The sequence below is a fragment of the Pseudomonas sp. SR18 genome (assembly GCF_023701505.1).
GTDB lineage: Bacteria > Pseudomonadota > Gammaproteobacteria > Pseudomonadales > Pseudomonadaceae > Aquipseudomonas > Aquipseudomonas cyclaminis.
Window position 1 is genome coordinate 205,680 of the sequence record NZ_JAMQAU010000006.1, and the last position, 16,289, is coordinate 221,968.

A 16,289-nucleotide genomic window follows, 5' to 3' on the forward strand; every position below is an offset into this window, starting at 1 on the left:
CAACCAACCTAAAACTCAAACACCAAAAACACAGATAAGTTATAAAAACAACCCAAAAAAAACACAAAATATTTAACCAATGAATAATTCAACAGATCACACAACCCATTACAAAACAGCTTTGGTTATAGCACTCAATGCCGACATAGAAGAAGACGTTATGCTACTTATCGATGAAGTACTCATTAATTGCTTTATCACCTACTGTCCTTATGAAATTGAAATAGGCAAGGGCTACTCCTATTTCCTTTACGGATAATTGCAAGACGAAAACTTTTTTCCTTCACGCTGCTCAATGACCAAGGCGTGCATTACGACCACCCCCACCTCAATGAGGGCCTCATCAAGTTAGAAGTCGAACGAATAGATGCAAGCTTTCACTAACATATAACTATGCGACAATACTGCGCACTGCAGACCAACCCAAGCAAAATTCGAAAATCACATCGAGATTGACATGCCGGAGCGAATAAGATCACAAGCACAATCCATTAAGGTTGTCACGAGAAAAATCTTAATTCAAATAACACCAAGCTTGCGAAAAGCAATATTATTGCAAAGCTTATAACCCGAATTAGCGAGAGCAATAATCGCTGGATGACATCAACAAAAGCCAAACCTAAAACACCTGCACCGCCAAATCAAAACACATGGAACTAATGAAGACAAATTTTGATCATCTCGCATAACTATAAACCTCAACAATCCAAGTGGTGCAAAAACAAAAATTGTGACATTTAAACCATGGCGATACCATAGAGCTTCGGCAGCAAGGCGCACACGCACGCCAGTCACCATAAGATTGATCAAAGATTTAGATAGCCACAGAAGCTCATTTAACAGCACCAAAGATGTGGTAGATGCTTCAAACGCAGTCGGGCTCGATAGATTGGAAAGGCCAAGAAGATGAAAACTCAAACCCTGGAAAACTTGATAACCGAATATTTATCACAGGTAAAAAAAGCAACAGACCTACTTGAGTGCACGTTCGGAACCAAAAATATTCTGGGGCTATGGCGCGCCAAAAAGATTCCGCAATGCGGGCTCCTTACCGAAGACATTACCTACGAGCTGCATGGTGTTGGTTGCAGTGTTTATCTATCTAACATTTGTGTCGATTTCGATTATGGCCCTGATGAGAGGATCGACGGCTTCGACCCTTGGCGGCTGTATATGTACGCATGTGAGGTGCCGAACAAATACAAGAAATACACAAACAAAGCGTCTTTGGAGAATGACTTCAACGAATATCTTAAGTTGGGAAAAGCCAAGAGAATTTCCGGCTCCATATCGAACTTGTACTTCATTCAACCATGACCCAGGAACCTAAAAAAACGATCGGGCCTCACCCCCACGCCACCACCAACAACCCCACCCCCAACCCCAAACACAACGGCGAATAAACCCACGTATCCATCCTCGCAAACCGCGACCCGCCGACCTTTTTGAAAAACCCCACCAACTCCGAGTCCCCAATCGCCCTGGCAAACATCACCAACGCTATCGCACTGATCCCCCACTGCAATGCTCCGTGGGATACCGGCGAGAAATACAGCCCGGCTCGCAGGCAGACGAGCAGTGCAATCGCGACCAGCCCCATTGCCACCAGAAAAGTGCCGAGAGCCGATGGTTTGAACGCAGGACGAGGCCCGCTGGCGAATTCGCCCGGGAGCTGCGGGATGGCCGCCAGGCTGCCGAGTTTGCCGCCCGCCGCCCAGTACAGGTGGACCATGCTGATGCAGGTAAAAATGCCGACGATCCACCGTGCGATGACAAAGCTCATGGCTGGCTCTCCTCAAAGGTGCGAAACAGGATAGTCGCCCAGGGATTTTTTGCAGGCATTTCGTCGGCGGCTGATGGTAAAGTGCCGCCCCATGAAACTTGCCCGTGCCGACCGCTCACTCATTGCCTGGATGCTGTATTGCTGCGTCCTGTTCAATGTGTTCGTCTGCAGTATTGGGCATGGGCAGATGGTCGGGATGCAGCTCAATGGCATCGGCGGTCAGTTCTGTACCGTGGACCCGCGTACCCAGGCGCCCAAGCCGTCCAACTCCACCGATGAAAACCTGCCCACGCTGTCCAAGGCATTTGGTTGCCCACTGTGTTCCACCGGGGGTATGGGGCCGGCGCTCAGCTCCAGCCTGAATGTGGCGGTGTTGCCACAACCTCACGCACCACCGCCAGCAATCGTCACCCGCGCTGACACCCCCGCCCGCGTCACCTGGCCCACGGCTAATCCGCGGGCCCCGCCTGCCTTCACCTGATCTCTTCGCTTTCCGATCTGCACCGGCCACCGTTTCCCCAAGGAAATACGCAAGGCTGTGCGTTGCTTTCAAGCCAAGTTTTTCAGGATTCAACCATGAAACATTTACCCCTGTTGGCGGGCCTGTTCGGCTGCCTGCCTGTCTGCACCTGGGCCATCGAGCTGGCCCCGACCACCATTGATGGCGAGTCAACAACCGAACCCGGCCTGAGCCTGGAGCAATCCAGCGGCGTGGCTTCGCGCTTGGGATTGAGCGTGCGGGACACCCCGGCGTCAGTAGCCATTGCCAATCGCAACGATATTGAACGCCACGGCGCCAAGACCTTCCGTGATGCCGCCAACACCCTGCCTGGCGTCAATGCCAGCGCTCCGCCGGGATTTGGAGGTTTTGTGTCTTATCGTGGATTCACCAGCAGCCAGATCACCCAGATGTTCAATGGGATCAACGTTGCCACCGGCCTGGCGCGGCCGGTGGATGCGTGGATCTATGACCGGGTGGAACTGGTCGGCGGCCCTTCCTCCCTGATCAACGGGGCCGGCTCTGTGGGCGGCTCGCTGAACTACGTGACCAAGTTGGCGACCCGTGAGGAACACGCTGCCGAAGGCCAACTGACCTATGGCAGCTACGACACGGCCGGCATGGCCTTCGGCGTGAACCATGCCCTGACCGAACCGGGCGCCGAGGTGCAGCACTATGCGCGCCTGGACGTCAGCCGCAACACCCATCACAGCTACATCGACCGCGCTCAACGCGATGCCTGGAGCCTGGCGTTTTCCCTGCTCAGCGACCTCACCCCCAACCTGTCCCACACCCTGGCCCTGGAATATCAGGATGAGCATGAAGACAGCCCGTATTGGGGCACGCCCGTGCTCAACCCCAAGGCCGGCGAGTTGAAAATCGACACACATAACCGTTTCAACAACTACAACGTCGCAGACGGTCGTTATGAGCAGCGCACGCTGTGGGCACGCTCGATCATCGACTACCGGATCAACGACAGCACCACTCTGAAAAACACCCTCTATCATCTCGACAGCCAACGCGACTACCGCAACCTGGAGACCTACCAGTACAACGCCAATAACAGCGCGGTGAACCGCTCCACCGCCTACCAGGTGCGCCATCAAGGTGAACAGAACGGCAACCAGTTCGAGCTGCGCCATGACGCCCGTGTCTTTGGCCTGTCGACCACGTGGTCCGGCGGCTTTGAGTACAAGGTCAACAGCACCACTAACACGCCCTGGAATGTGCCGGGCAACAGCACGGTGGATCCGAACGCCTTCAACCCCGGCCACTTCTACGACCTACCGCGAACCCAGGAGAAGTTCGGTGAGGACAAGACCAATGAAGTCACCACCAAAGCGCTGTTCGTGGAGAACCGACTGGGCCTCACCGACAAGCTCTCGTTGCTGACCGGCCTGCGTTATGACGCCATCGACCTGGATGTGACCAACCACCGCGCAGTCACGGCCACCAACCCGCGGCACTTCAAGCGCCGTTGGGAGCCGGTGACCGGCCGGGTGGGCCTGACCTATCAGTTTGTCCCATCAGCAAATGTTTACGTGCAGTACAGCACCGCCGCCGAGCAACCGAACACCACCACGCAGGTGTTCGATGTATCGACTGGCAAGCAGTGGGAAGTGGGCAGCAAGTTCGACTACCTGGACGGGCGTGGCTCAGCCACCGTGGCCGCCTACAGGATCGAGCGCAAGGATTTTGCCGTCACCGACCCGCAGGCCCCGACCAGCAGTATCCCGGTCGGCGCGCAGTCGTCCAGGGGCATCGAGCTGGCCACTTCGCTGCGCCTCACACCGAGGTTACTGGCAGAGGGCAACTTCGCCTGGGTGGATGCGGAGTACGACGAGTTCAACGAGAAGATCGCCAGCGGTGCGGTGGTTTCGCGCAAGGGCAATACACCGACCAACGTGCCCAAGCGCGTAGGTAACCTGTGGTTGACTTATGATTTCGCCGAGGACTGGCAAGGGGGCGTGGACGCACGTTATGTCGCCGAGGTTTATGCGGATAACGCCAATACGATGACCGTGCCCGCCTACACCCTGTTTGGCACGTTCCTGCGCTACAAGGTGGATGCTCACACCTCGGTCACTGGCCGGGTGCGTAACTTGACCAATGAGGTGTATGCCGAGTTTGCCCATGTGTCGCCGGCTTATTACCTGGGCTCGCCGAGAACCTTCGAGGTCGCGCTGCAAACCCGTTTCTAAACCTGGAATGCAATCAACTGTGGGAGCGGGCTTGCTCGCTCCCACAGTTTGACCTTCAGCAGCTAGCAAGACTCACTTCAAGCTTGCCTCCACCTTCCCCGCCACATCCTCCGGTAACCAGGCCTTCCACACTTCAGGGTGCTCTTTCAAGAACACCTGAGCCACCTCCCGTGGCGGTGTGTGCTTCTCGCTCATGCTCGCCAAGGCTTTATTCAGCGGCTCTATCGGAAATTCGACCTTCTCGAAAACTGCCGCAATCTGCGGATGTTCCTTCTGGAACGGGGTAGACACACCAATGCTCAATTTGGACGCCAGGGACCGCGTAGGCTTTGGATCGGGATTATCCGCATCCGTCAGCGTTTTCCAGGCTTCGGCATCGAACGGCGGCTCTTCCAACTGGATCAACTTATAGCGGCCCATCAAGGGCGTCGGCGACCAGTAGTAAAACAACACCGGCTTGCCCCGGCGGATCGACGAGGCAATTTCGGCATCCAGCGCCGCCCCCGAACCACTGCGAAAGTTCACGTAGCTGTCGTCAAGGCCATAAGCTTTAAGCTTCTGCTTGTTGACCACTTCCGAGGTCCAGCCGATGGGGCTGTTGAGAAAGCGCCCCTTGCCTGGGGATTCCGGGTCCTTGAACACATCCTTGTAACGGGCCAGGTCCTTCACGCTCTTGAGGTCCGGCGCCAGGGGCTTGATACCTTTGGCGGGATCGCCCTTGACCACGTATTCCGGCACCCACCAACCCTCGGTGGCACCTTTGACCGTATCGCCCAAGCCCGCAACCTTACCCTCGGCTTCGGCCTTGACCCACACCGGGCTGCGTCCCGCCCACTCTTCACCGATGACCTGGATGTCGTCCTTGGCCAGGGCGGTTTCCAGCGTAATGGTGGTGCCGGGCAAGGTGTCGGTGGGCAGGTCATAACCCTTCTCGACAATCACCCGCAGTATTTCGGTGATCAGGCTGCCGCTTTCCCAGTTCAGGTCGGCAAAGTGTACCGGCGCCTGTGCGGCCGACACTGACAGGCTCATGGCCGTCAACGACGCCGCCAACAGCGTTCTCAATCCTTTCATGCCCTTGCACCTCGCGATATCACAGCAAACAGCGGACGGCTTTGCTGACTAAGCGCGAAGCCTCTGAATAGTTAAGTCAACTCAACTGTAGTAGAGGTTCCGGGAGATAGGAGATGTTCGCTGTATTTGCTGGTTATTCGCTGGCCTTGAATGTCACCAGCTCACCCTTGCGCCATTTGGCGGCCTTGCCGGTCACGGCCTTGAGGGTTTTGGTCAGGCCTTCCTGCAGTTGTTCGTTGGCCGCAAATACCAGCATCACGCTGTGGCCTTCCTTGAAGACGATGCCGTAGCCATCGGCCGTCGACACAAAGGCGTAGTCGCCCAGGCCATACACCGTCAACTTGATATCGCGGAACTTGAGTTCGAACTTGCCACCTTCGCGACTGGGCAGTACCGCAGCACGAAAATGGTCACCCACCTTGAGCTCCAGGCGCGGTTTGTCATCCACGACCATCGCTGCCTCGGTGTCGATTTCGGCAACGTAGATGCCTTCTGGCGTCTGCTCAGTGATGTAAACGAAACGGGATTGAAACTGCTTGACCAACTTTGCGCGCAAATCACCCAGCACGAACAACGCGTGCATATCCAGATTACTGACTGCCAAGGAAACGCCCCCACATCGAAAAGAGCGCTGTCCGCCAGAGCGGGCAGCACAAAAAAACGGCCATCTCGGCACGATCACACAACACATTCATAGAAAAACTGAAGAAGATCTCGCGGCTGCATCCGAAGACTAGTACCGACGTACACAATGAGCCTTGTGCAAGGTCATCAGCCATCACAGGAGATCACAGGTTCAATAACCAGAGAATACCGGTCGACCCGCTTCAGAGAATAACGCCCTTAAAAAACGTAGTTTCCGACAATTCAAACAAGCCAGGACAGCCTGGCATGGAACCAACGGCCGGCTGCCGACGACAATACTAAAACAGCAACGCGGGTTAAAACCACCTGTAACGCTGCTGCTGGGTCAACAAAGATCGATCGACAGGAGCCGACCATGCACCGACGCCCAAACGACGCTACGTCTTCCCGAACTCGCTCATCGTTTCAGGACGAACACCAATACTACTGCTTGCACAGTCCCAACGGGTACCCCAATTCTATTCTTTACCAGGTAGTACCGGCCGGAAGAAACTTCTTTCATATCCGCGAAGTCACCAGCGGCAGGATCAAAGGCTTTCGCAGCGACCATGTCCAGGCCTGCGAACTGGCCAAGCGGCTGGAGGCCTCCCTGCACGACGGGATCGTTTCGTCACCCGGATGACTTTACTGCGCCGCCGCCCCTCAACAACTGCCATACTGGCCCGTCCATTGAAATTGGCCCCGCTTGGGTCAGGTTTCATCAGTGCAGTTAGTTACCTCGAAGGGAAGGCTATACGTGACGGAATTTGATATTGGCGAATTTTTCATCCACGGCGACGCAAGGGAAGTAGACGGTGAGTTTCAAGCAGTGATCGTGATGCGCGCCAAGCCACCGTTGACCACCGTCACCACGCACCAGGTGGAAAAGGACCGTTGGTTCAAGACACTGGATACCGCTGCCATCGCTGGCAAGGAGTCCGCCCTGGCGCTCAAGACCGCAGTGGATTCAGGGGCGCTGACCTCCTGACAATCCGATCGAACTCTACCGCGCCACAAGCCTCCCATGCGTAACGATCCTAAAACCGCAGGGAGACTGATATGGACGCGCCACTACCTACACTCGAAACGTTATTTGAACAACTGGGCCTGGACTCGTCGCCGCAAGCCATCGACGCTTTCATTGTCGCGCACCCGCTGCGTGACGACGTCAAATTGATCGACGCCCCGTTCTGGACGCCGCAACAGGCTCGGTTTCTCAAGGAAGAACTGCATGAAGACGCCGAATGGGCCATCTGCGTGGATGAGCTCAACCAGCGCCTGCATCAACCTCGGTAACCCCGTCGCCGCAAACCGCCTGCAGCTCGCAGGCGCTTGCACAAGCGCCTAACGCAGAGCCTTCGCGCCCTCAGGCTTATACCCCAGACGCAAGCCACCCCAATGCCGCCCCAGAACCATGATCGGCACCGACAGGTCATGCATCAGCTCGCCGGTATCACGGGTATAGGTCTGTAACAGCACCGCTTGCTGATGGCTGCCACAACGAATCCCTGTGCGGTCCTCGAACTTGCGCTTGGTGCGATTCTGCACCGCATCCACCTGGGCATCTCCGGTCAGCGCCTGGGAAAACGCCTTGTTGTGGGTCGGCACATAGCCTTGGGGCGTGCAGGCAATCGCAAACACCAGCCCTTCGTGACGCGGCAGCAGCGCCTCCTGAATCGCCGGCAACACCTGGTCGGTGTAACCGTCGAAGCGCGTGTGGTACTTGCTCGGGCTGGTTTTGGGGATTGGCGTGTAGCTGCGGTCGAACAAGTCGTCCAGGCTGATGCGGCTTTGCTGCACGTCTGCCTCGAACTGCGCGGCAATGCGGCTGGCCCCTTCGCGCGCCAGGTCGTAGACACGCTGGTGATAGTCATCCAGCCCGACCTCCGCCAGGCGTTCGCTGATGGTTTCTGCCTGCCCCTCCATTTGCACGGCGGCGTCGGCCAGTTGGCGGGTTTGCTGGTCGCTCACGTCCAGGTCGCTGCGCATCTGCTCAACGGCGTGGAACAAGCTATCGAGTTGGGCGCGGTTGGTGTCGGTACCCTGGGCGATCTCACTGACCTGCCCTTCCACATCCGCCGCCAGGCTGGCGATGCTGTGCAGTTGCTCGCCGGCTTGCTCCACTTGCTCGACGCCGGTGTGCAGATCCGCCGACAACTGGCGAATCTGCTCCACCACCTGAGCCGTGCGCTGTTGGATGTCCGCCACCATCACCCCGACTTCATCGGTGGCCGTGGCGGTACGACCGGCCAGCCCGCGCACTTCGTCCGCCACCACGGCAAACCCGCGCCCATGCTCACCGGCCCGCGCCGCTTCAATCGCGGCGTTAAGCGCCAGCAAGTTGGTCTGGCTGGCGATGGACTGAATCACCAGGGTGACGCGCTGGATTTCTTCGCTGCGCTGACTCAAGGCTTCGATCAGCTCGCGGCTGGCGTTGGCGCGCTGGCTGAGCTGATGCATGCGGATGATCGACTGGGCCAGCACTTCACGACCTTCAGTGCTGCGCTGATGGGCCTGGCTGGCGGCCGCCAAGGCCTCACGGCTGAGTTGGGAGGTGATCTTCTCGGTGCCGATCATCACTTCGGCATTGTTGACAATCTGCTTGGCCGCGCTCAATTGCGACTGCACACGCGCAGCCAGTTGCTTGACCGAATAGGCCACGCCGGCGGCGGACAGTGCGTTATGGCTGGTGGTATAGGACAGATCGCGGGTCAGCTCGCCCATCGTATCGGCGGCATCAGACTGCGCAATCACAGGCTTGGGACTTTTGAGGCGGGGCAACCAGATGACCAGCAAGGTCAATGGCAGGCAGAGATACAGCGGCAGGCTGGCCAACGCAAGGCCCAGCAGGACCAGCACCAGGGCGGTGCTCTGCAAGAGCGGCATCAACCAGCCGGGCAACCCGCGCACCACCGCATCGGGTGGCACTGCTGCGCCCATCAGAGTTCCGTCTCCAGCCATCTTCGTTACCCCGCTGCTTGTCGTTATTGTGCCTGCATTAAACGCCACTATCGGGCCATTATCCATGGGCCTTTAGTGGGGTGGCTTGCAGCAGATCAATAGACGGGGTGTAACGGGTTTTTCTCTGGGGAGCCGCCTACACGGCCCCCAGCTTCACCGCATCAGGCTTGACGCTGGTGCTTGTCGATCTGCTCGTGGCGCTCTTGCGCTTCGATGCAGTACTTGGTGGTCGGGCTGATCAGCAGGCGCTTGAGGCCGATAGGCTCGCCGCTGTCATCGCACCAGCCAAAGGAATCTTCCTTGATGCGTTCCAGTGCACGCTCAAGTTGCGGCAGCATGCGCTGGTCGCGGTCGATGGCGTTTACCAACCAGGTGCGCTCTTCTTCCACGGAAGCAGCGTCGGCCGGGTCAGCCGGGGTGTCCAGGCTTTCAATGGCGATACGGTTCTGTTCAATGCGCTCGTGGTGCTCCACTTTCATGTCTTGCAGCAACTGCTCAAAAAAAGCGTGCTGTTCGGCATTCATGTAGTCATCCGCCGGCATGGCCAGCAACTTTTCCTTTGTCATTGATTTCTCTATAAAAAATACGTGCATTAAGGCGAATAAGGGAGCGTTCCGGCCGACCTCTGCAGGTCTCGGAAGGGCGCCATCCATTCCAAGCGCCACCCGGCACTCAATTTACGAGGGGCGGCAGTCTAAGGCCGACTTGAGGGCGCAGCAACTGAAAAGACAGGCATTTTTACCGATACAACCCCAAAAGGCACCAGAACGGGCTTGGCGAACGGTTATCGGAGTGCGTTTATAGCAAGAAATTCAAGTTTGTGGAGCTATATAGAAGACAAACGGTTAGATCTGCCTGGTGATTTTCAAATGTGGTAGGGGGGCAAGCCCCCTCCCACATTTTGTACTGCGTCAGCGCTTGAGTTTGCGCTTGTTGCGGTATTGGTCGATGACCACCGCCACCACAATGATCAAGCCCTTGATGATGTCCTGGATATACGCATCCACACCCACAAACGTAAACCCGCTGGCCATCACCCCGAGGATCAGCGCGCCGATCACCGTGCCGGTGATGCGCCCTACCCCGCCCGCCAGGCTGGTGCCGCCGATGACCGCCGCAGCAATCGCGTCCAGCTCATAGGACATGCCCATGCCCGCCTGCCCGGTGGCAGCGCGTGCCGAGGCCACCACACCGGCCAGGCCAGCCAGTAGGCCCGCGATGCTGTAGACGATGATCAGGTGGCGCTTGACGTTGATCCCCGAGGTCCGCGCCGCCTGCATGTTGCCGCCGATGGCATAGGTGTACTTGCCGTACTTGGTGTAGCGCAGGGCGATATGGAAGATCACCGCCACCACCAGGAAGATGATCACCGGCATCGCGCCATGACCGATGGCCGTGTACGAGTCCGAAAGCATGCTCACCGGCTGGCCTTCAGTGTAGTAACGCGCCAGGCCACGGGCCGACACCATCATGCCCAGTGTGGCGATAAACGGCGGGATACCGGTGACAGCAATGATGCTGCCGTTGATCGCCCCCGCCAGCAGTCCCACACCCAGCCCCATCGCTACCGGGATCCACACCGGCAAATCGGTCAGGCTTGGGAACACGGCTCGGGAAAAGTCGGAGGTCTGCGCCAAACTGGCAGCGATCATCGCCGACAGCGCCAAAACCGACCCGGACGACAAATCAATCCCCGTGGTAATGATTACCTGGGTCACCCCGATGGCCAGCAGGCCGATGATCGACACCTGCAGGATCATCAGCACCAGGCGCTGGGAGTTCATCAAAAAGCTCTGGTCCCGCACGATCCAGCCGAACAACTCAAACACCAGGCCGATGCCGATCAGCACCAGGAAGATGCTCAGCTCGGTGGGCAGTCGCCGCCGGTGCTTGACCGGTGCCGTGGCAGGCTTGTTGTCTGTTATTGCGTTCATAGCCAATCACCTTCTTATTCTGTGCAATTCTTCAGTGGACCACGGACATACCGGAGGCCAACTGCATGACTTTTTCCTGGGTCGCATCCGCACGGTCCAGGGTGCCCATCAGTTCACCTTCGTGCATCACCATCACCCGGTCGCTCATGCCCAGCACTTCAGGCAGCTCCGAGGAAATCATGATCACCGCCATGCCTTCGCTGGCCAGGAACGAGATCAAGCGATAGATCTCGGCCTTGGCGCCGACGTCGATACCGCGAGTCGGCTCATCCAGGATCAGCAAGCGTGGATTGGTCATCAGCCAACGGGCGAGCAAGGCTTTCTGCTGGTTGCCGCCGGACAAGGTGTCGATGCACTGCTCAAGCGACGGAGTCTTCACCCGCAGCTTCTTGCACATCTCCTCACACAAGGCGCGCAGGGCTTTCTGCTGGATAAAACCGTTGCCCGAATAATGCGGCAACACGGCCATCTCCATGTTTTCCAGCACCGACAGGCACGGGAACAGCCCACTGAGCTTGCGGTCCTCGGTCAGCAGCGCGAAGCCTTTCTCGATGGCCATGTGCGGGTCGGTAATGCGTACCGGTGCGCCATCCAGGGTGATCTGGCCGCTGCTGCTGGGGGTGATGCCAAAGATGGTTTCCGCCACGTTGGTGCGGCCAGAGCCCATCAGCCCGGCAATACCGAGGATCTCGCCGGCATGCAGATCGAAGGAGACGTCCTTGAACACGCCGTCCAGGGTCAGGTCGCGCACCGACATCAACAGCTCGCCGATAGGCGTTTCGCGCACCGGGAACAACTGGCTCAGCTCACGCCCGACCATCATCGAGATCAGGCTGTCGCTGTTCATGCTGTCGGCACGTTGCAGGCCGATGTAATGGCCGTCACGGAACACCGCCACTTCATCGGCGATCGCAAACACTTCGTTCATTTTATGGGTGATGTAGACGATGCCTTTGCCCTGTGACTTGAGGTCGGCAATGATCGAAAACAGGTGGGCCACTTCCTTCTCGGTAATGGCCGACGTCGGTTCGTCCATGATCAGGATGTCGGAGTCGTAGGACACCGCCTTGGCAATCTCGACCATCTGTCGCTCGGCGATGCTCAGGTTGCCGACGTGTTCTTCCGGATCGAGGTTGATGCGCAGGCGCGCCAGCAACTCGGCGGTGCAGCGGTGCATTTCGCGGTGGTTGACCATGTGCAGGCTGTTGAGCTGCTCGCGGCCGATCCAGATGTTTTCGGCGATGCTCATGTGCGGCATCAGGTTGAGTTCCTGGTGGATCATCGCGATCCCGGCCTTCTGGGCCGCCAGGGGCGTTTCAAATACGATGGGCTTGCCGCGCAGGCGGATTTCACCGGCGTCGGGCTGATAGATGCCGGCGATGATTTTCATCAAGGTCGACTTACCTGCACCGTTCTCGCCCATCAGCGCCAGCACGGTGCCAGGGCGTACACGCAGTTGCACGTCGGCCAGGGCCACGACGCCGGGAAAGCCTTTGCTGATGTTGACGATTTCCAGCAGGTAGGGTTCTTCCAGCGCCAGCGGCTGGAGACCGGGGGGCTGCGAGACAGCGGCTTGAGCGAGCATAGGGAGGTACTCCATCAGCAGGGCGGGCACGACCGCCCTGCCGGCTTATTGTTGTTATGTCAGGGCTACTTGAAGTCTTTGACGTTGTCCGGGGTGATCAACTGGAACGGGATCACCACGTTCTGCTCGATGGGTTCGTTCTTGGCCATCTTGCGCGCCGTCTCCACCGATTTGTCCGCCTGGCCCTTGGCATCCTGGAAGGCCGACACGGTCATGTCGCCCTTGGTGATCGCGTTGAGGCCGTCCGGCGTGCCGTCGACACCCGCGATCAGTACGCCTTTCTTGCCTGCCGATTTCAGCGCCATGGACGCGCCAATCGCCATTTCATCGTTGTTGGCCAGCACCGCGTCGAAATCGCGGCCTTGAGTCAACCAGTCGTTGACCAGGGTCATGCCCCTGTCACGCAACCAGATGCCGGTCTGTTCCTGCTCGATCTTGATGCCTGGGTACTTGGTCAGGACTTCCTTCACACCCTTGGTGCGGTTGGTGGTGGAGTTGTTCGCCAGGTCACCCAACAGGATCACGACGTTGCCCTTGCCGCCGAGTTTTTCGGCGATGTATTGCATTTGCAGTTTGCCGGCCTCGACGTCATCGGACACCACTGCCGCGACGCCTGGCGCCAACGTTGGGCTGTCGGGGCGGCGGTTGACGAACACCAGCGGAATTTTTGCGGCGGTAGCGGCCTTGATGATGTTCGCCGTAGAGGCAGTGTCCACCGGGTTGACGATGATGGCGTCGACCTTCTGGCTGATAAAGTTCTCGACCTGGCTCAGTTGCTTCACCACGTCGGCGCGGGCGTCTTCGAACTGCAGCTGCACGCCGTCACCTTTAGGGTAGGACTTGGCTTGCTTGTCCATGTCTTCGCGCAGGTAGGTGAGGAAGGTGTCATCGAAGGCGGACATGCTCACGCCTATCTTCAGATCAGCAGCCGAGGCAACACCGCTGGCGAGCAGCATGGACAGGGCCAGCGCGGTAAAACGGATCGGGGTCTTCATGAACGGTCTGTCTCCACTTTCTTGTTGGTTTTTTGGACGTTGCGTTTATCAGAGCTCGGCGGGCAGTCGTACGACCGGTGCGCCAGGAATGCAGCAGACCAGCGCGCCTTTGTTTTCGACGCACAGCACATTAAGGAAGGAGAAGTAGAACGGCCGGGCGCGGGGCAGACCGCGTGGCGTGTGAGCAGGGCGTAAAACTCGCAGTACAGCGTTGAAGATTTTCATCTGACGGTACCTGGTTGTTTTTGATCTTGTTTTTGTTGAGTCGCCGGGGTCGAGCCCAAGACGTACTTTATGCAACCTGGAAAAGACTTTATTGGAAAATAATTTCCATATCAACCTGTTTTAGAATTTTATTCTATTTTTGTTGAAACCACCTGCTGGCGCTCGGCGCTCAGGCGTGCGGCGTCCAATATACGGGTGGTTTCCAGCGCCTCATAGGCGTTTACCGGTAAAGGTCCCTGCCCTTGCACGGCGGCTTGCAATTGACGATAGAACTGCGTCCAGCAGCCCTTTTCCGATGGCACCCGTTCACGCTCATCCCCTTGCTCGAACCAACCCCAGCGTCGGTGCTCCTCGGCGCCCCAGTGCTCGCCTTCGGTTTTCGGCGATTTGCCGGCCATCAGCGCTTCTTCCTGGCCATCGAGGCCGTCCACCGTGTAACAACCCAAACTGCCACTGACGCGAAAACGCGGGGCCTGGCTGTTTTGCAGGGCGTTGCCCCACAGGTGGGAAATCACCCCGTTGGCGTGGGTCAGGGAGACAAAAAAACCGTGGTCGACACTGGGGTGTTCGGCGGTGTAGTGCAATTGCGCAAACACCCGCTCCACCGGGCCGAACAGTTGCAGTGCCTGGTCCACCAAATGGCTGCCCAAATCACGCAGCCAACCGCCGCCACTGGCATTGCCCACCGCTTGGGGGCTGTAGCGTTCCACGCGGGATTCGAAACGGGTGATGGTGCCCAGGGCGCCGGCGTCGATCAGTTTGCGCAAGGTCAGGTAGTCCGAGTCCCAGCGGCGGTTCTGGTAAACGCTCAGCAGCACCTCATGGCGCTCGGCGGCCGTGATCAGCGCCTGGGCCTGTTCGGCGTTGGCGGCAAAGGGTTTGTCGCTGACCACCGCGACGCCGTGTTCAATGGCCTCCAGCACCAGGGCCGGGCGGCCTTTGAGGGTGGTGGAGATGACCAGCGCGTCGACACCGGCTTCGACAATCTGGCCGATGGAGTTGAAAGCCTGGACGCCTGGGTGGTCGGTATTCAACTGTAGGCGCCGCTCAGGAGAACGGGTGACGACGCCAACGAACGTGGCGCCGGGCAATGTGGCAATCAGCGGCGCATGAAAAAAGCGCCCTCCATGGCCGTAGCCGACTAGTCCGATTCGCATGATTCACTCCTTCTTTAAAGTGCAAACCCAATCAAATGTGGGAGGGGGGCAAGCCCCCGATGAGCATAGGTATCTACACAACTTCGAGTGGATGTTGAATCTATGGCAATGGGCTGTTGTGGTGAGCGGGCTTGCCCCGGGGCAAGCCCGCTCACCACAGTGTTATGTGTAAGCCTTTGAGAATTGCGTAGATACCCATGCCCCCTCCAACCTCGACCGAGTGTCAGCCGTAGAAGTGCGGACGATCCGGCAAGCTCACCTTGACGATCTGCTCGCTGCTCTGCGCCTGGATGCACGCATCTGCCGCCACTGCCGCTGCAAACCCATCCCACGCCGACGGCCCGCCGACTTGCCCGGCGCGCACGCTGTCGATAAAGGCCTGCAACTCAACGTCATAGGCGCCGATAAACCGGTCCTTCCAGTCCATCAGAATCGCGTTCGACAGCTTGGCGCCGCTGCGCATCTGCACTTGTGAAGGCTCCGGCAGTTTGGCGATGCCGGTCTCCCCTACCACTTCGCATTGGATGTCATAGCCGTACTGGCAGTTCACAAACACTTCCACGTCGATGCGCGTGCCCTTGGCGGTTTCCAGCAGAACGATCTGCGGGTCACGCAGGTGGGCCAGGGCCTTGCTGGTTTTGCGCGGGAACACCACTTGCACGGAAACGTAGTCGTCATTGAGCAACCAGCGCAGCACGTCCAGCTCGTGGATCAGGGTGTCGGTGATCGCCATGTCGGTCTTGTAGTTCTCGCCCACCGTCGGGTTGCGGTGCGCGCAGTGCAGCATCAACGGCTCGCCGATCTGGCCGCTGTCGATCACTGCCTTGAGGGCGCGATAGCCTTCGTCGTAAGGGCGCATGAAACCCACTTGCACCAGGCGCTTGCCGTGGGCCACTTCGGCCTCGACGATCTTGCGGCAGCCTTCGGCAGTCACCGCCAGGGGCTTTTCACAGAACACCGGCTTGCCGGCGGCAATGGCGGCGAGCACGAATTCTTCGTGGCTCGGGCCCCAGGAAGTCACGAGAACGGCCTCGACCTGCGGCGAGTTGATCAGCGCATGGCCGTCCGGATACACCTCGGCGTCCAGCTTCAAATCGGCAACCACCTTGGCGGCTTGCTCAAGGTTGATATCGGTGACCGCCACCACCTGGCTGTTAAGCAGGGTCTGGCTGCAACGACGAATATGGTCACGGCCGATGGCACCGGTACCGATCACTCCAAGCTTCAACGACATACAAACACTCCTCT

17 protein-coding genes are annotated in these 16,289 nt (G+C 58.2%); 6 read left to right on the forward strand and 11 right to left on the reverse strand.

Features of this window, described 5'->3' with window-relative positions; all coding sequences use genetic code 11:
• The first annotated feature begins 79 nt into the window (after positions 1 to 79).
• The gene (locus NDJ82_RS27660; RefSeq protein WP_502941236.1) at positions 80 to 259 is read left to right on the forward strand and encodes a UCP019853 family protein; all 180 of its coding nucleotides are present in this window, start codon (positions 80 to 82) and stop codon (positions 257 to 259) included.
• Between the two features lie 647 nt (positions 260 to 906).
• Positions 907 to 1,317: a DUF6896 domain-containing protein gene (locus tag NDJ82_RS11875; RefSeq protein ID WP_250925516.1), complete on the forward strand. Its 411-nt coding sequence runs from the start codon at positions 907 to 909 to the stop codon at positions 1,315 to 1,317.
• 28 nt (positions 1,318 to 1,345) lie between these two features.
• Here the strand turns inward: NDJ82_RS11875 and NDJ82_RS11880 are convergent, their stop codons facing one another.
• Positions 1,346 to 1,783: a DUF3995 domain-containing protein gene (locus NDJ82_RS11880; RefSeq protein ID WP_112194952.1), complete on the reverse strand. Its 438-nt coding sequence runs from the start codon at positions 1,781 to 1,783 to the stop codon at positions 1,346 to 1,348.
• A 91-nt stretch (positions 1,784 to 1,874) separates the two neighbouring features.
• Here NDJ82_RS11880 and NDJ82_RS11885 point away from each other — a divergent pair, with 91 nt between their 5' ends.
• Both NDJ82_RS11885 and NDJ82_RS11890 read left to right on the forward strand, forming a co-directional pair.
• Entirely contained in the window at positions 1,875 to 2,264 is a 390-nt protein-coding gene (locus NDJ82_RS11885; RefSeq protein WP_099585103.1) for a DUF2946 domain-containing protein, read from the forward strand.
• 95 nt (positions 2,265 to 2,359) lie between these two features.
• Positions 2,360 to 4,486, forward strand: coding sequence for a TonB-dependent receptor (locus tag NDJ82_RS11890; protein ID WP_250925517.1), 2,127 nt, complete (start codon positions 2,360 to 2,362; stop codon positions 4,484 to 4,486).
• A 72-nt stretch (positions 4,487 to 4,558) separates the two neighbouring features.
• Here NDJ82_RS11890 and NDJ82_RS11895 read toward each other — a convergent pair whose 3' ends face one another.
• Together NDJ82_RS11895 and NDJ82_RS11900 are read right to left on the reverse strand one after the other, a co-directional pair.
• Positions 4,559 to 5,560, reverse strand: a complete 1,002-nt coding sequence (locus NDJ82_RS11895; RefSeq protein ID WP_158878672.1) for an ABC transporter substrate-binding protein — start codon at positions 5,558 to 5,560, stop codon at positions 4,559 to 4,561.
• A 133-nt stretch (positions 5,561 to 5,693) separates the two neighbouring features.
• A complete protein-coding gene (locus NDJ82_RS11900) occupies positions 5,694 to 6,164 on the reverse strand; it encodes a hypothetical protein (protein ID WP_099585106.1) in 471 nt (156 codons plus the stop codon).
• 777 nt (positions 6,165 to 6,941) lie between these two features.
• Here NDJ82_RS11900 and NDJ82_RS11910 point away from each other — a divergent pair.
• Complete coding sequence (locus NDJ82_RS11910; RefSeq protein WP_099585108.1) at positions 6,942 to 7,172, forward strand: hypothetical protein; 231 nt, start codon at positions 6,942 to 6,944, stop codon at positions 7,170 to 7,172.
• Between the two features lie 71 nt (positions 7,173 to 7,243).
• Positions 7,244 to 7,480 carry a DUF2789 domain-containing protein gene (locus NDJ82_RS11915; protein WP_191948423.1) on the forward strand — a complete coding sequence of 79 codons (237 nt, stop codon included), beginning with the start codon at positions 7,244 to 7,246 and terminating at the stop codon, positions 7,478 to 7,480.
• 48 nt (positions 7,481 to 7,528) lie between these two features.
• On the opposite strand, the gene NDJ82_RS11920 is transcribed toward NDJ82_RS11915, so the two are convergent.
• From NDJ82_RS11920 to iolG, 8 genes are all read right to left on the reverse strand, one after another.
• The gene (locus tag NDJ82_RS11920; RefSeq protein WP_502941237.1) at positions 7,529 to 9,211 is read right to left on the reverse strand and encodes a methyl-accepting chemotaxis protein; all 1,683 of its coding nucleotides are present in this window, start codon (positions 9,209 to 9,211) and stop codon (positions 7,529 to 7,531) included.
• A gap of 95 nt (positions 9,212 to 9,306) precedes the next feature.
• Positions 9,307 to 9,711, reverse strand: coding sequence for a TraR/DksA family transcriptional regulator (locus NDJ82_RS11925; RefSeq protein ID WP_010564800.1), 405 nt, complete (start codon positions 9,709 to 9,711; stop codon positions 9,307 to 9,309).
• 345 nt (positions 9,712 to 10,056) lie between these two features.
• Positions 10,057 to 11,079: an ABC transporter permease gene (locus NDJ82_RS11930; RefSeq protein WP_024076018.1), complete on the reverse strand. Its 1,023-nt coding sequence runs from the start codon at positions 11,077 to 11,079 to the stop codon at positions 10,057 to 10,059.
• 31 nt (positions 11,080 to 11,110) lie between these two features.
• Positions 11,111 to 12,664, reverse strand: coding sequence for a sugar ABC transporter ATP-binding protein (locus NDJ82_RS11935; RefSeq protein WP_112194944.1), 1,554 nt, complete (start codon positions 12,662 to 12,664; stop codon positions 11,111 to 11,113).
• A gap of 65 nt (positions 12,665 to 12,729) precedes the next feature.
• Positions 12,730 to 13,659 carry a sugar ABC transporter substrate-binding protein gene (locus NDJ82_RS11940; RefSeq protein WP_099585112.1) on the reverse strand — a complete coding sequence of 310 codons (930 nt, stop codon included), beginning with the start codon at positions 13,657 to 13,659 and terminating at the stop codon, positions 12,730 to 12,732.
• A gap of 48 nt (positions 13,660 to 13,707) precedes the next feature.
• A complete protein-coding gene (locus NDJ82_RS11945; protein ID WP_012723783.1) occupies positions 13,708 to 13,884 on the reverse strand; it encodes a hypothetical protein in 177 nt (58 codons plus the stop codon).
• Between the two features lie 128 nt (positions 13,885 to 14,012).
• Positions 14,013 to 15,041, reverse strand: a complete 1,029-nt coding sequence (locus NDJ82_RS11950; protein WP_250925519.1) for a Gfo/Idh/MocA family protein — start codon at positions 15,039 to 15,041, stop codon at positions 14,013 to 14,015.
• Positions 15,042 to 15,264: 223 nt separating this feature from the next.
• Positions 15,265 to 16,275, reverse strand: a complete 1,011-nt coding sequence (iolG, locus tag NDJ82_RS11955; RefSeq protein ID WP_099585114.1) for a bifunctional inositol 2-dehydrogenase/D-chiro-inositol 1-dehydrogenase — start codon at positions 16,273 to 16,275, stop codon at positions 15,265 to 15,267.
• Between the last annotated feature and the right edge of the window lie 14 nt (positions 16,276 to 16,289).

Coding starts and splice junctions, on each gene's coding strand:
- NDJ82_RS11935 (WP_112194944.1), bottom strand. CDS start 12,664: ATGCTCGCTCAAGCCGCTGTCTCGCAGCCCCCCGGTCTCCAGCCGCTG.
- NDJ82_RS11940 (WP_099585112.1), bottom strand. CDS start 13,659: ATGAAGACCCCGATCCGTTTTACCGCGCTGGCCCTGTCCATGCTGCTC.
- NDJ82_RS11950 (WP_250925519.1), bottom strand. CDS start 15,041: ATGCGAATCGGACTAGTCGGCTACGGCCATGGAGGGCGCTTTTTTCAT.
- NDJ82_RS27660 (WP_502941236.1), top strand. CDS start 80: ATGAATAATTCAACAGATCACACAACCCATTACAAAACAGCTTTGGTT.
- NDJ82_RS11925 (WP_010564800.1), bottom strand. CDS start 9,711: ATGACAAAGGAAAAGTTGCTGGCCATGCCGGCGGATGACTACATGAAT.
- NDJ82_RS11875 (WP_250925516.1), top strand. CDS start 907: ATGAAAACTCAAACCCTGGAAAACTTGATAACCGAATATTTATCACAG.
- NDJ82_RS11880 (WP_112194952.1), bottom strand. CDS start 1,783: ATGAGCTTTGTCATCGCACGGTGGATCGTCGGCATTTTTACCTGCATC.
- NDJ82_RS11915 (WP_191948423.1), top strand. CDS start 7,244: ATGGACGCGCCACTACCTACACTCGAAACGTTATTTGAACAACTGGGC.
- NDJ82_RS11895 (WP_158878672.1), bottom strand. CDS start 5,560: ATGAAAGGATTGAGAACGCTGTTGGCGGCGTCGTTGACGGCCATGAGC.
- NDJ82_RS11930 (WP_024076018.1), bottom strand. CDS start 11,079: ATGAACGCAATAACAGACAACAAGCCTGCCACGGCACCGGTCAAGCAC.
- NDJ82_RS11890 (WP_250925517.1), top strand. CDS start 2,360: ATGAAACATTTACCCCTGTTGGCGGGCCTGTTCGGCTGCCTGCCTGTC.
- iolG (WP_099585114.1), bottom strand. CDS start 16,275: ATGTCGTTGAAGCTTGGAGTGATCGGTACCGGTGCCATCGGCCGTGAC.
- NDJ82_RS11885 (WP_099585103.1), top strand. CDS start 1,875: ATGAAACTTGCCCGTGCCGACCGCTCACTCATTGCCTGGATGCTGTAT.
- NDJ82_RS11920 (WP_502941237.1), bottom strand. CDS start 9,211: ATGGATAATGGCCCGATAGTGGCGTTTAATGCAGGCACAATAACGACA.
- NDJ82_RS11945 (WP_012723783.1), bottom strand. CDS start 13,884: ATGAAAATCTTCAACGCTGTACTGCGAGTTTTACGCCCTGCTCACACG.